Consider the following 12489-nt stretch of genomic DNA (forward strand, 5'->3'; position numbering starts at 1 on the left):
AAGCAGGCAATCAGGGCGACCCGCCCGGAACGAAATCCTCCGTTCCGGGCGGGTCCCCCGCTGTTTGTACGCGTCGCGTCACAAAGCCGCCCCCACCGCTCAGGTGTTCGTCGCACGGATGTCAGGATGTGGACCTGATCCCATCCCACCAACCCATGGAGTTTCGTTGAGACTCGGCATCACGAGGACTCACCGGCTCGGGGCCGCGTTCCTGGCGTCCGGCGCCTTCGTCGTCGCGGCCCCGCTGGCCGCTCCGGCCTACGCAGCCCCCGCGCCGCCCACGGTGACCGCCAAGGGCGCCTACCTCCTGGACAACACGGCCAACAAGAAGCTGTGGAGCAAGGGCGCGGACACCAAGCGGCAGATGGCCAGCACCACCAAGGTGATGACGGCCGTCACGGTCCTCGGCACGGCGAACCTCGACCTCGACAAAAAGGTCACCATCAAGAAGGACTACCGGACCTACGTCACCCGCAACGGCGCCAGCACCGCCGACCTGAAGACCGGGGACAAGGTCACCGTCAAGCAGCTGCTCTACGCGCTCATGCTGCCCTCGGGCTGCGACGCCGCCATGGCGCTGGCCGACACCTACGGCACGGGCACCACCGTCTCGGCGCGCACCAAGTCGTTCATCAAGAAGATGAACAGCAACGCCGCCAAGCTGGGCATGACGAACACCAAGTACGACTCGTTCGACGGCATATCCGCGGCCGGCAACAACTACACCACGCCCCGCGACGCGGCCACCCTGGCCCGCAAGGCGCTGAGCTACAGCACGCTCCGCGGCGTCGTGAAGAGCCAGAAGACGGTCCAGAAGGCCACCAACGGCCGGACGTACACCTGGTACAACACCAACAAGCTGCTGGGCTCCTACAGCGGCGCCATCGGCATCAAGACCGGCACCGGCACCTCCGCCGGCCCCTGCCTGATCTTCGCCGCCACGCGCAACGGCCGCACCGTCGTGGGTGTCCTGCTCCACAGCAGCTCCGGTGACGCGCGCTACACCGACGCGACCAAGATGCTGAACTACGCCTTCAAGACCAGCAGTTCCTCTGCCGCGGGCACCCTGAACCTGCGACAGCTCCCGGCCGCCGCGCAGCGCGACTGACCGGCCCCCCTCTCCCGGGCGATCCCCGGTGCCCCGGGCGGGGCCCGGGGATCGCCTGTGTCGTGCGGGCACCGCTTCGGCCCCCGTCACCGTTGTGGCGGGGGCCGTGCCGATGCGGTCTCAGGCCGCGGGCGTCCGCTCGGTGATCGTGACCCGGCCCTTCTTGATGGTGGCCACCCTGGTCGCACGACGGGCGATGGCGGAGTCGTGCGTGACCATCACGAAGGTGAGGCCGTACTCCTTCCACAGGCCCTCCAGCAGGCCGAGGATCTCGTCGCGGGTGCCCTCGTCGAGGGCGCCGGTGGGCTCGTCGGCGAGCAGCACCTTGGGCCGCTTCACCAGCGCGCGGGAGATCGCCACCCGCTGCTGCTGACCGCCCGACAGCTCGCCCGGCAGGTGGTGCAGGCGGTCGCCGAGGCCGACGGAGGCGAGGGCCTCGGCGGCACGGGTGCGTCGTTCGGACGCCTTGACGCCGAGCGGCACCAGGGCGGTCTCGACGTTCTCCTGGGCGGTGAGGGTCGGGATCAGGTTGAAGCTCTGGAAGATGATGCCGATGTTCTCCGACCTGACCCTGGTCAGCCGGGCCTCGCTCAGCCGGGCCAGGTCGACGCCGTTCAGCTCCACCGAGCCCGCCGTCGGGCGGTCCAGGCCCCCGAGCATCTGCAGCAGCGTCGACTTGCCGCCGCCGGTCGGGCCCTGGATGACGAGCTGGTCGCCGTCCTCGATGACCAGGTCGACGCCGCGCAGCGCGTCCACGACGTCCTTGCCGCGCGAGTAGCGCTTGGTCACGCCGCTCAGCTTGTACATGAGGTGACTCCTGAGGTCCTGAAGGGTGAGGGCGGGGGCCGCGCCACGCCGGGGGAAGGTACGGAACGCGGCCCCCGGACTCGGGGGGCGGGAACGGGTGGGGGCTATTCGACGCGGCGCAGAGCGTCGGCGGGGCGCAGCCGGGAGGCCCGCCAGCCGCCGAAGGTGCCGGCGATCAGACCGCCCGCGACCGCCAGGGCCACCGCGAGGACGATGGTGTTGACGTTCACCGGCGCCTCGAGCGAGATCTTCAGGGCCTCGGAGGCCGCGCGCCGGGCGGGGCCGCCCGGGCCGAAGCCGCCGCCCCCGCCGCCGCCTCCACCGCCCACGGTGGCCTCCAGGGTGGGGCTGATCGCGGTGATGAGGTACGCGCAGCCCAGGCCCAGGGCGATGCCGAGTGCGCCGCCGATCAGGCCGTTGACGATGGCCTCGCCCATGACCTGCCGGGTCACCCGGCCGCTCTTCCAGCCGAGCGCCTTCAGGGTGCCGAACTCGCGCACCCGGCGGCTGACGGCGGAGGAGGTCAGGAGTCCCGCGACGAGGAAGGCCGCGATCAGCACGGCGATCGACAGCCACTTGCCCACGTTGGTGGCGAGGTCGGAGGCGGTGGACAGCGAACCGGAGACCGTGGAGGCCAGGTCGGAGGAGGTGGTGACCGTCGTGCCCGAGATGTTCTTCTGGATCGCCGCCTTGACGGAGTCGATCCTCTGCGAGTCCGCGGCCTGGACGTAGACCGTGGTGACCTTGTCCTTCGCGTCCGCCAGCGTCTGGGCCTGCTTCAGCGGGATGTAGACGTTGGCGGAGGACGAGCCGCTGTCGGCGGTCGCGATGCCGATGATCTCGAACTTGGTGCCGGAGATCGTCAGCGTCTTGCCGACGGTCAGCTTCTTCTGCTTCGCGTAGGCGCTGTCGAGCACGGCCACCTTGGCGTTGCCCTGGGCGCTGGTGAAGGTCTTCCCCGAGGTGATCTTCGACGAGGTCAGCGGGCCGAGGCCGAGGTGGCCGACGTCCGTGCCGTAGACGGTGAAGTTGTTGATGTCGAAGTTGGCGCCGCCGCCCCGCACCGAGCCCTGCGGCTGGCCGCCGCCGCCCCGCTGCCGATTGCCGCCGCCCGGCGCCTGCTGGAACTCGCCGCGCTGGAACTGCCCGTTGACCTTGATGACGACCAGGCTGAGCCCGCCGACCGCGTCCTTGACCCCGCTCTGGCCGGAGACCTGGTCGACGACCGAGGACTTCAGCGACTGGAAGCCCTGCACCATGACCCGGTCGCTGCTCTGCTCCTTGTCGTCGCCGCGCGCGTCGAACTGGAAGCGCGGCCGTTCGGCCGAGCCCGAGTCCGGGTCGGCGGCCTTGGTGACGGTCATGTCGGTGCCCAGGCCGTACAGCGACTCCAGCACTTTGCCCTGGGCCTGCGTCATGCCGGCCGACACCGAGCTGACGGTGATCACCAGGGCGATGCCCAGTGCGAGGCCCATCGCGATGACGAGCGCCGCTTTTCTGCGGCGTCGGAGTTCGCGCCGGAGATACGTGAAGAACATGCGATTCCTCGCCGAGTCAGGAAAACGGGAAGCGGCAGGGAGGGCAGTGACAGTGCCTCGCTCCCGCTGCCGCGACGCTAGAAACCGGCCCTGATGAGAGTGTGAGCCGCGGATGAGAGCCGTATGAGAAAGCCCCCGCACCCCCTCGGTGACGCGGCGTGCCGCGCCGGCCGGGCCGTTTCGGCGCACCGCGCCGGCGGCCTGCCGGGCGGCCCGGCACGGGCCCGGAACCGGGCACGCCCGGGGTGGAGTTCGCGCCCGGGCCGGGAGGGAACCATGCTTGTCCTCGCGTCCCGCCCGGAAGGGGACCGCGGCGGCGGGACCGTACGAAGCCGTGCGGAGCCGTGACGGGAGGCCGCCGCCGCGGATTTGCGGAAGGCCGGGGCGGGGACCCGGGGCGGATGAGAAGGTCGCGCCTGGACGCGAAGCGTCCTGACGGGGACATCGGTGAGGGCACGAGTGACCGCACAAGGCGGGGAGAAGCGGATATGACGGACGGAACACCGTGGGGCGGCGGCGGTTGGGGCCCCGGTCACGGGACGGGCGGCGGCACGGGCGGCGGCGGTTTCGGACCGCCGCCACCGCCGCCACCGCCGTACGGGGCGCCGGCGCCGCCGTACGGCCCGCCGCAGGCCCACCACGGGTCCCCCTGGTATCCGCCGCAGTCCGGCTTCCCCACGCCGCCGCCCCGGCGGCGAGGCCCCTTGCTGGCCGCGGCCGGACTCACCACCGCGGCGCTGGTCGCCGGGCTCCTCATATGGGCGCCCTGGAGCGGCGACGCCTCCGGGGACGGCAGGGCCCGGTCGGCGACCGCGAGCAAGGACCCGGCCGCGGAGGCCGAGAACATGCTGCGGGAGGCTGCGGACACCTTGGACGGCGCCCAGGTCGTCTCCTACCGTGGTGACTTCGCCCTCGACAGCGGGGCCGAAACGCCCTTCGACCTGCAGACCACCCCCGGCGGCTGGGGCCGCGGCTCGCTCCGGGACGAGGGGGCCACCGTACGGCTGCTCACCACCGACGACCACCGCCTCGCCAAGGCCGACCGGGCCTACTGGAAGGACCGCGGCTACACGGGCGACCTCCTCGACCGGATCGACGACCGCTGGCTGGACTCCTCCGGCGACCTGCCCGAGATCGACGACCTGACGACCCCGCTGGACCCGGCCAACGTCTCGGCCCTGCTCCGCGACGCCGCCGGCCGCGGCCGCCCGGACACGATCTCGTCCACCAGGGTCGCCGGACGGCCCGCCAAACTGCTGACCACGGCGAGCGGCCGGTTCTGGATCAGCGACTCCGCCCCCCGCACCCTGCTCCGCCTCGCCGCCGGCGACTCCCCCGGCGCCTCCGGGCCGCTGCCCCTCCCCGACGGCTTGGACACCACGGTGACCGCCCTGGCCGGTGCCGACCGCAGGACCTTCACCGACGCCTACGGCCGGGACCTCACCGCCCTGAAGTCGGCCGTCGACCCCGCGGTCAGCTTCAGCACCACGGGCAAGGCCCGTTTCTCCCCCTGCGGCAACAGCAGTTGTACCGCCCGCTTCACCATCCAGAACTCCGTCTACGACGACCCGAACGGCGAGGAGACCGCCGACGCCCCCGTCCACGCGGAGATCAGCATCGACATCACCCTCGACGGCCGCAAGGTCAAGACCTGCGCCTTCCACAAGAAGATGAAGCCCTCCGGCACCGTCTCGCTCACCTGCACGGCCACCTACAGTGCCGCGAGCTCCAGGGACCACACCGTCCGCGGGCTCCCCGACGCCTGGGCGCGCGCGGTGCCGGACGACGAACTCTCCCGGCTGCGCGCCGACTTCGCCAAGGGCGTGGTCGACGGTCAGGCGGCCTGAGCCGCCCGCCGGGGCAGCGCGGCGCGGCCCCCGTCCAGGGTGACGTGCAGGCCGCCGGAGGTGACCTCGACCGAGGTCGCCCGCAGCGCGAGGGGGTAGCGCCCCCGCGGCGCCCGCTCGGCCAGCCGCCGCTCGATCCGGTCGGCGACCGCCGGCGCGGCGTCCCGGCCGAGGAACTCCGCGCCGGTGACGGTGAGCGCCACACGGCCGTCGCGGAGGACCGGCCGTACGGTCACCCGGCCGATGCCGCCGCCGAGTTCGAGCCGCAGCGTGCCGGTGGCCGGGTCGGGGACGACGGCGCTGACGGGCAGCCCGCCGTCCCCGTCGTCCCGGGTGTCCCCGGAGCCGGCCGCCGCCGACCCGGCCGGGACGCGGACGTCGGCGTGCGTGGCGGAGACGGCCGGCTCGGCCCCGAACCGCAGGCCGTCCATCCGGACGCGCACCGAGGCGCCGGTCAGCCGCCCCACGGTGACGTCGTCGCCGCTCAGCTCGACGCGGTCGAGGCGGCGGTGGGCGAGGGCGAGCAGCGCGGGCCCGCCCCCGGTGTCGACCGCCACCCGGTCCGGGGCGACGCCGAGGACGCGGCCCGCCGCGGCCGCGACGCGCTGGTCGATGACGTGCCGGGCGGTCAGCTCACCGGCGCCGCAGGCCAGGACCGCCGTCGCGACGGCGCCCCCGAGCAAGGTCCGGGCCCGGCGCCCGCCGGCCCTCATCGCGTCCTCCCGGCGGCCTCGGCACGGACCGGGGCGGAACCCGCCGCCCCGTGGCCGCCGCCCTCCGGGTCCAGGCGCGGCAGCAGCCGGTCCAGCCAGGCCGGGATCCACCAGTTGGCCCGGCCGAACAGGTACATCGTCGCGGGGACGAGGAGCAGCCGGACGATCGTGGCGTCGATGACGACGCTGACCCCGAGCCCCAGCGCCAGCATCTTGACGACCACGTTGGACGAGAGGAGGAACGCGAGGAAGACGCTGGTCATGACGATCGCGGCGCAGGAGATGACCCGCGCGGTGGCGGCCAGCCCGGTCGCCACGCTCCCCTGGCCGTCGCCGGTCGCCAGCCAGGACTCGCGGATCCGGGAGAGCAGGAAGACCTCGTAGTCCATGGACAGCCCGAAGACGATGGCGAACATCATCATCGGGACGTAGGACTCCACCGGGACGCTCTCGCCGACGCCGAGCCACGAACCGCCCCAGCCCCACTGGAAGACGGCCACGACCACCCCGTACGCGGCGCCGATGGACAGCAGGTTGAGCACCGCGGCCTTGACGGCGACCAGCAGGCTCCGGAAGACGGCGAGCAGCAGCAGGAAGGCCGCGCCGACGACCACCGCCACGATCACCGGCAGCCGGTCCACCACGACGTCCCGGAAGGCCAGCTGGGCGGCCGTCGGCCCGGTGACGTGTCCCTCGGCGCCGCTGCCCCGCAGGGCGCCGGGCAGCACGTCGTCCTGCAGACGGTGGACGAGATTGGCGGTGGACCGGTCCTCGGGCCCGCCGCGCGGGGTGACGGTCGCGACGAGCAGCGCGCCGTCGGGCGTCGCGGACGGCATGGTCGCGGCGGCGACGTCGTCGGCGCCGGTGAGGGCGTCGTGCAGGCGGGCCGCCAGCCGTTCCCGGTCGGCCCCGGTCCCGGTGCGGTCCCGGTCGAGCGCGACCACCACGGTGAGCGGGCCGTTGGTCCCCGGGCCGAAGCCCTCGGACAGCAGGTCGTACGCACGCCGGTCGGTGTTGCCGACCGGTCCCGCACCGGCGTCGACGTGCCCCAGCCGCAGGGAGGCCAGCGGCACGGTGAGCACCCCGAGCACCAGCACTCCGGCGGTGAGGAAGAGCCAGGGGTGCCGCCCCACGGTGCGCGCCCAGCGGTGCCAGACGTCGGTGCCGCCCGGCGCGGGCTCGTCGACCGGCGGGCGGACGTACCAGCGGTCGATGCGGCGGCCGAGCAGCCCCAGCAGCGCGGGGGTGAGGGTCAGCGAGGCCGCGGCGGCGACCGCCACCGTGACGCCGGCCGCGGCGCCGAGCGTGCCGATGAAGACGACCCCCGAGGCGTACAGGCCCGCCAGGGCCATGGCGACCGTCACGGCCGCCACGATCACGGCCCGGCCGCTGGTGGCCAGCGTGCGGCCGGCGGCCTCCGCGGGGTCGTCGACGGTGTGCAGCAGCCCGCGGTGGCGCGTGGTGAGGAAGAGCGCGTAGTCCAGGCCCACGCCCAGGCCCATCATCGTCGCCAGCGTCGGCGCGGCGGCACCGAAGGACCAGGCCGCCGCGAGCAGCCCGAGCACGGCCATCCCGGCGCCCAGCCCCAGGACCGCGGTGAGCAGCGGCAGTCCGGCCGCCGCGAGGCTGCCGAAGCCCAGCAGCAGCACGGCCACCGCGGTGCCCAGTCCGATCGCCTCCGAGGCCCGGTCCGCGGCCTTGGGGCGGGCCAGCAGGCCCAGCGGGCCGCCGTACTCCACGGTGACCGCGTCGGCGCGCAGGGCCGAGGTCGCCGTGTCGACGTCGCCGACGTAGGAGTGGTCGAGGGTGGCCGGGTTCGCGTCGAAGCGGACGGTGATGTAGCCGATGGCACCGTCGGCGGACACCGCGCCGGGGGTGGCCAGCGGATCGGCCGCGGAGAGCACGTGCGGCAGTTCCCCGACCCGGGCGACCGCCGCGGCCACCGACTCCCGGTGGTCGGCCAGCACACCGTGCCGTGCCCGCAGCACGATCTGCGAGGCGGTGCCGCGCGCGCCCGGGGCGCCGTGGGCGTCGAGGAGGTCGGCGCCGGTCTGCGCGGCGGTGCCGGGCAGCGCGAAATCGTCCTCGTACGTACCGCCCCAGGCCCGGTCGGCAGCGACCGCGGCCAGCAGCACCAGCAGCCAGGCGGTGATCACCCGCCACGGGTGCCGGGCGCAGCCGCGTCCGGCCCGGTACAGCAGGCCGGGCTCCGGTGCCGCGGGGCGCGGCGCACGGGTCCGCCGCAGGAGCGCCACGACGGCCGCCACCGCGACCGCGCCCGCCGCCAGGGCGACGCCGAGCAGCGCGGGCTCCGCGCCGGTCTGTGGGAAAGCCAAGACGGTGTCCTCCCTCCGCCCGGCCGGTCCGCCGGGCACCGTCCGCATACTGGCCGACGAACGCAAGGGCCGCGTTGGCGGAATGTTCGGGGAGTGTCAGGATCCCCGTCGTCCGCAAGGCCGGTGCGAAGGGGGTGGTTAGCATCGGGGCCATGGCGGAAGAACGCGGCCTCGTCCTGGTCGTCGAGGACGAACGGCACATCGCCGACCTCCAGCGGCTCTACCTGGCCCGGGAGGGCTTCGGCGTCCACGTGGAGGCCGACGGGCTCTCCGGGCTCGCCGCGGCACGCCGGCTGCGTCCGGTGGCGATCGTGCTCGACATCGGGCTGCCCGGGATCGACGGCACGGCGTTCTGCCGCGCGCTGCGCGAGGAGGGCGACTGGACGCCGGTGCTCCTGGTCACGGCGCGCGACGAGGAGGCCGACCGGATCCTGGGCCTGGAACTCGGCGCGGACGACTACGTCACCAAGCCCTTCTCACCCCGCGAGCTGGTCGCCCGCGTCAAGACCGTCCTGCGCCGCGTGGACGGCCCGCCGCGCGGCGGGCGGCCGCGCACACTGGGCCCGGTGGCCCTGGACCCGGTGCGCCGCACCGTCCACCGGGACGGCGTGCCGCTCGACCTGACCACCACGGAGTTCAACCTGCTGGCCTGCCTGATGAGCCGTCCCGGCCAGGTCTTCTCCCGCGACCAGTTGCTCGCCCGCGTCTGGGGCCGGCCGGACTTCCGCGAGGGCCGCGTGGTCGACGTCTACGTCTCCCAACTGCGCTCCAAGCTCGGCGATCCGGCCCTGATCCGCACGATCCGCGGGGTCGGCTACAGCGCCGCTCCGCCCCGCCCCCTCCCCGCGTGAGCAGCCGGGAGGGCCCGCGATGACCCGGCCGACGGAACGCACGGGCCGCGGACGCGGGTCGCTCGCCGGGAACCTCGTGCTGCTCACCACCGCCGTGGCGGCCGTCGCCGTGCTGCTGGCCGGGCTGGCCGCCTGGCACACCGTCCGGACGACCGCCGAGACGCAGGAGCGCGACCGGCTCGCGCGGCAGGCCGATGTGCTCAGCCGCACACCGGCGCTGTCGTCGCTGCTGCTGGAGCGGGAGCAGCGGCTGGCGGGGTCGAACGGCGTCGAACTCGCGGTGGTGGCCCCGGACGGTACGACGGCCGGTCCGGCGGCGCCCGCCGTCACCACAGCGGTGATCGCCGCGCTGCGCGGCGGGGACGCCGCCTCCGCGACGGCCACCCTCGACGGGCGCCGCGTACTGGTGGAGGGCCACCCCTCCCGCGACGGCGGCGCGGTGGTGCTGACCAAGCCCTTCACCGCGGTGGACGAGGCCGCCGCGCGCATCCGCGGCGGCCTGGCCGCGCCCCTCGTCGTCGGCCTGGCGGGCTCCGCCCTCGCCGGCGCCCTGCTGGCCCGGCGGCTGGCCCGGCCGCTGACCACGGCGGCCCGCACCGCCCACCGCCTAGCCGCCGGTGAACGCGGGCTCACCCTGCCCGAGGACGGCCCGGCCGAGGTCGCCGAGCTCGCCGCGGCGCTCACCGCCCTCGACACGGCCCTCGCCCGCAGCGAGAACCGGCAGCGCGAGTTCCTGCTCTCCGTCTCGCACGAGATCCGCACCCCGCTGACCGCCGTGCGCGGCTACGCCGAGGCGCTCGCCGACGGCGTGGTCGGCCCGGGCGAACTCCCCGGCGCCGGCCGCACCCTCCTCGCCGAGACGCGCCGCCTCGACGGCTTCGTACGCGACCTGCTGGACCTCGCCCGCCTGGAGGCCGACGACTTCCGGCTCGACGCCACGCGGACCGACCTCGACGCCCTCCTCGAGGACGCGGGAGTCGTCTGGGCCGGCCGCTGCGCCCGCCACGACGTCGACTTCCGCCTGGAGCGCCCCGGCGGCCCCCTGTTCGCCGACACGGACCCCTTCCGGGTCCGCCAACTGCTCGACGGCCTCGCCGAGAACGCGCTGCGCGTCACCCCGGCCGGCCGTCCACTCGTGCTGGCGCTGCGCGCCGAGGGCGCGGAGGCCGTGTTCGAGGTGCGCGACGGAGGCCCGGGCCTCACCGACGACGACCTCGCGGTCGTCTTCCACCGCGCCGCCCTCGCCACCCGCTACCGGGGCGTCCGCCCCGTCGGCACCGGTCTCGGCCTCGCGATCGCCCACCGCCTCACGACCCTCCTCGGCGGCACCATCACGGCCGCGGGCGGGTCGCCCGAGGGCGGTGCGTGCTTCACGGTGCGCCTGCCCAGGGGCGCGTGAACGCGCGGGGGCGGTTGTCATGTGCGGCGCCGCTGTGGTTGATGTGGGGGGTTCCCCGCCCTCCCTCCCTCCCCCAGCCTCCGGCCGGGGGGACCCCCATCCGGCGCGGTCGGTGCGGGCCTGCGCAATGTTCGTCTGGGGTCGGTGCCGCGCCGGCGCACTCCCCCAGCCTCCGGCCGGGGGTACCCCCACCAACGCTCGCGGTTTACCCCCACATCATTCCGCGCCGGGTCCGCCGCTCGTCGTTTCCGGGCGCACCCCGCCACACCCCCTCCGGTCGTGTGGGCGCACGACGGCCGGAGGGGGGTTCGGTTGGGCACCCGCCGCAACCCCGAACCGCTTCCTCACCCCGCCCTTCCCAGCTACCGCTGGGAGGCGCCTCCCGTGGGACGCCTGACCCGGTGGGGGTGAGTTGGGTGCTTGCGGTGACCCCGGACCGCTTCTTCGCCACCCTCCGGGGATCAGGCGCGTAGCGAAACGGAGGGGGCGGGGTCGGAGGGGTGGGCGTTCTGGACACTGGGCGTATTTGTGTGCGGCACCCGGGACGACGAAAGAAGGTACCCGCCACGCACGTAAATATGCGTCCAGAATGCCCAGCCCCGGAGGCCCCGCACCCGGCCCACCCACACACGCGCGAGGCGGTGCCTGACCGCGCCGGGCAATCGGGCGGGCGGGCGGGAGACAGCCCGCCGCAGGCGCAACGAACCCGCACACGACAACGGCCCCGCACTTGCCGTGAGTTCACTCGAAGAGCTTCGCTGGTACCCCATGAGGTACACACAACTCGGCCGCACCGGCCTCAAGGTCAGCCGCATCATCCTGGGAACGATGAACTTCGGCGGACAGACGGACGAGGCCACCAGTCACGCCATCATGGACGCCGCGCTCGACGCGGGGGTCAACTTCCTCGACACCGCGGACATCTACGGCACGGCCGAGGACAAGGGCCTGACGGAGAAGGTCATCGGCTCGTGGTTCGCGCGGGGCGGGGGCCGTCGCGACAAAACAATCCTGGCCACGAAGGTCTACGGGAACATGTCGGCGGACGGGAAGGCGTGGAACGAGGAGTCGTGGCCGAACCACGACCGGCTCAGCGCCCTCAACATCCGCAGGGCCGTCGAGGCCAGCCTGCGGCGGCTCGGCACGGACCACATCGACGTGTACCAGTTCCACCACGTCGACCGGCGCACCCCGTTCGACGAGATCTGGCAGGCGGTCGACGTGCTGGTCCGCCAGGGCAAGATCCTCTACGCGGCCTCGTCCAACTTCCCCGGCTACAAGATCGCGCAGGCCAACGAGTCCGCCGCGAACCGCGGTTCGATGGGCCTGGTCAGCGAGCAGTGCCTGTACAACCTGGCGGAGCGCAGCGCCGAGCTGGACGTCCTCCCGGCGGCACGCGAATACGGGCTCGGCGTGATCCCGTGGTCACCGCTGCACCAGGGCCTTCTGGGCGGCGCGCTGCGCAAGGAACGGGAGGACGGCGGGGCCCGCACCAAGGTGGGCCGGTCGGCCGCGGGCCTGGCGGACCCGGTCGTCCGCGCGCAGGTGCAGGCGTACGAGGACCTGCTCGGCAAGCACGGCCTGGAGCCCGGCGAGGTCGCGCTGGCCTGGCTGCTGACCCGGCCCGGGGTCACCGGGCCGATCGTGGGGCCGCGCACGCCCGGGCAGTTCGCCTCGGCGCTGCGCGCGGTGGAACTGGAGCTGGACGAGGAACTGCTGGCGGACCTCGACGGGATCTTCCCCGGACCGGGACCCGCCCCCGAGGCCTTCGCCTGGTGACCCGCCGGGCGAGAAGCCGGACCGGGACCCGCCCCCGAGGCCTTCGCCTGGTGACCCGCCGGGCGAGAAGCCGGACCGGGACCCGCCCCCGAGGCCTTCGCCTGGTGACCC

The 12489-nt window shown here is 74.2% G+C and carries 9 protein-coding genes; 5 read left to right on the top strand and 4 right to left on the bottom strand.

The window, feature by feature from the left end; all coding sequences use genetic code 11:
- Positions 1–166: 166 nt before the first annotated feature.
- The gene (locus tag AB0F62_RS09850; RefSeq protein WP_361794620.1) at positions 167–1108 is read left to right on the top strand and encodes a serine hydrolase; all 942 of its coding nucleotides are present in this window, start codon (positions 167–169) and stop codon (positions 1106–1108) included.
- Positions 1109–1228: 120 nt separating this feature from the next.
- Here AB0F62_RS09850 and AB0F62_RS09855 read toward each other — a convergent pair whose 3' ends face one another.
- Together AB0F62_RS09855 and AB0F62_RS09860 are read right to left on the bottom strand one after the other, a co-directional pair.
- Positions 1229–1915, bottom strand: coding sequence for an ABC transporter ATP-binding protein (locus AB0F62_RS09855; RefSeq protein WP_361794623.1), 687 nt, complete (start codon positions 1913–1915; stop codon positions 1229–1231).
- 104 nt (positions 1916–2019) lie between these two features.
- On the bottom strand, positions 2020–3453 hold the full coding sequence (locus AB0F62_RS09860; RefSeq protein WP_361794626.1) for an ABC transporter permease: 1434 nt from the start codon (positions 3451–3453) through the stop codon (positions 2020–2022).
- Between the two features lie 488 nt (positions 3454–3941).
- On the opposite strand from AB0F62_RS09860, the gene AB0F62_RS09865 reads away from it, so the two are divergent.
- On the top strand, positions 3942–5300 hold the full coding sequence (locus tag AB0F62_RS09865; protein WP_361794629.1) for a hypothetical protein: 1359 nt from the start codon (positions 3942–3944) through the stop codon (positions 5298–5300).
- On the opposite strand, the gene AB0F62_RS09870 is transcribed toward AB0F62_RS09865, so the two are convergent.
- Together AB0F62_RS09870 and AB0F62_RS09875 are read right to left on the bottom strand one after the other, a co-directional pair.
- The gene (locus AB0F62_RS09870) at positions 5288–6013 is read right to left on the bottom strand and encodes an LmeA family phospholipid-binding protein (protein ID WP_361794632.1); all 726 of its coding nucleotides are present in this window, start codon (positions 6011–6013) and stop codon (positions 5288–5290) included. The genes AB0F62_RS09865 and AB0F62_RS09870 overlap by 13 nt on opposite strands.
- Positions 6010–8349, bottom strand: a complete 2340-nt coding sequence (locus AB0F62_RS09875; RefSeq protein ID WP_361794635.1) for an MMPL family transporter — start codon at positions 8347–8349, stop codon at positions 6010–6012. The genes AB0F62_RS09870 and AB0F62_RS09875 overlap by 4 nt, the downstream gene beginning before the upstream one ends.
- Positions 8350–8501: 152 nt before the next feature.
- Between AB0F62_RS09875 and AB0F62_RS09880 the strand changes: the two genes are divergently transcribed.
- The 3 genes from AB0F62_RS09880 (at position 8502) to AB0F62_RS09890 (ending at position 12378) form a co-directional block, all read left to right on the top strand.
- A complete protein-coding gene (locus AB0F62_RS09880; protein WP_361794638.1) occupies positions 8502–9200 on the top strand; it encodes a response regulator transcription factor in 699 nt (232 codons plus the stop codon).
- Between the two features lie 19 nt (positions 9201–9219).
- A complete protein-coding gene (locus tag AB0F62_RS09885; protein ID WP_361794641.1) occupies positions 9220–10599 on the top strand; it encodes a HAMP domain-containing sensor histidine kinase in 1380 nt (459 codons plus the stop codon).
- A gap of 768 nt (positions 10600–11367) precedes the next feature.
- On the top strand, positions 11368–12378 hold the full coding sequence (locus tag AB0F62_RS09890; protein WP_361794644.1) for an aldo/keto reductase: 1011 nt from the start codon (positions 11368–11370) through the stop codon (positions 12376–12378).
- Positions 12379–12489: the final 111 nt, after the last annotated feature.

This window comes from Streptomyces sp. NPDC026673, assembly GCF_040638135.1.
In the GTDB taxonomy this organism is placed as follows: domain Bacteria; phylum Actinomycetota; class Actinomycetes; order Streptomycetales; family Streptomycetaceae; genus Actinacidiphila.

Coding starts and splice junctions, on each gene's coding strand:
- AB0F62_RS09855 (WP_361794623.1), bottom strand. CDS start 1,915: ATGTACAAGCTGAGCGGCGTGACCAAGCGCTACTCGCGCGGCAAGGAC.
- AB0F62_RS09860 (WP_361794626.1), bottom strand. CDS start 3,453: ATGTTCTTCACGTATCTCCGGCGCGAACTCCGACGCCGCAGAAAAGCG.
- AB0F62_RS09865 (WP_361794629.1), top strand. CDS start 3,942: ATGACGGACGGAACACCGTGGGGCGGCGGCGGTTGGGGCCCCGGTCAC.
- AB0F62_RS09870 (WP_361794632.1), bottom strand. CDS start 6,013: ATGAGGGCCGGCGGGCGCCGGGCCCGGACCTTGCTCGGGGGCGCCGTC.
- AB0F62_RS09880 (WP_361794638.1), top strand. CDS start 8,502: ATGGCGGAAGAACGCGGCCTCGTCCTGGTCGTCGAGGACGAACGGCAC.
- AB0F62_RS09885 (WP_361794641.1), top strand. CDS start 9,220: ATGACCCGGCCGACGGAACGCACGGGCCGCGGACGCGGGTCGCTCGCC.
- AB0F62_RS09890 (WP_361794644.1), top strand. CDS start 11,368: ATGAGGTACACACAACTCGGCCGCACCGGCCTCAAGGTCAGCCGCATC.